The 405-nt window shown below is 58.0% G+C and carries 1 protein-coding gene; it reads right to left on the reverse strand.

Features of this window, described 5'->3' with window-relative positions:
* The coding region (locus TW89_RS02025; RefSeq protein ID WP_432757667.1) for a hypothetical protein at positions 1 to 405 on the reverse strand (405 nt) is incomplete at both ends.

Raw genomic sequence — 405 nt, forward strand, 5'->3', positions numbered from 1 at the left:
CGGTACGGGCGGCGGCGCTTTGCTGTTTCAGCTGGCTGTAGTTGACGGCGTCGGTGTCATCGGTACCGGCGGCAACATTGGTCACTTTGTTGCCGGCGGCATTGATGCCTGACTTGGTCACACTCGGACCGCCGGTAATGGTGAGGCCGTCTGTATTCAGTTTGCTGTCGCCTGCGGTGACGCTGTCAACGGTGATGTCTTTGGCCAGTTTCAGCTGTGCGCCACCGGCTACGGTTTCGCTGATGATGTTGCTGTCGCCTTTGACATTGATGGTGTCGCCCAATGCGTAGTTGTTGCTGCCGGTGGTACCGCCGAAGTTGATGCCTTTGGCGATATTGGCGGCGTTGTTGGCGACGTTTTGGTTGGTCGCAAACAGTTGGCTGCCGTTGACGGCGTCTTTGCTGT

The organism is Neisseria flavescens (assembly GCF_001618065.1).
Taxonomy (GTDB): Bacteria; Pseudomonadota; Gammaproteobacteria; order Burkholderiales; family Neisseriaceae; genus Neisseria; species Neisseria flavescens_A.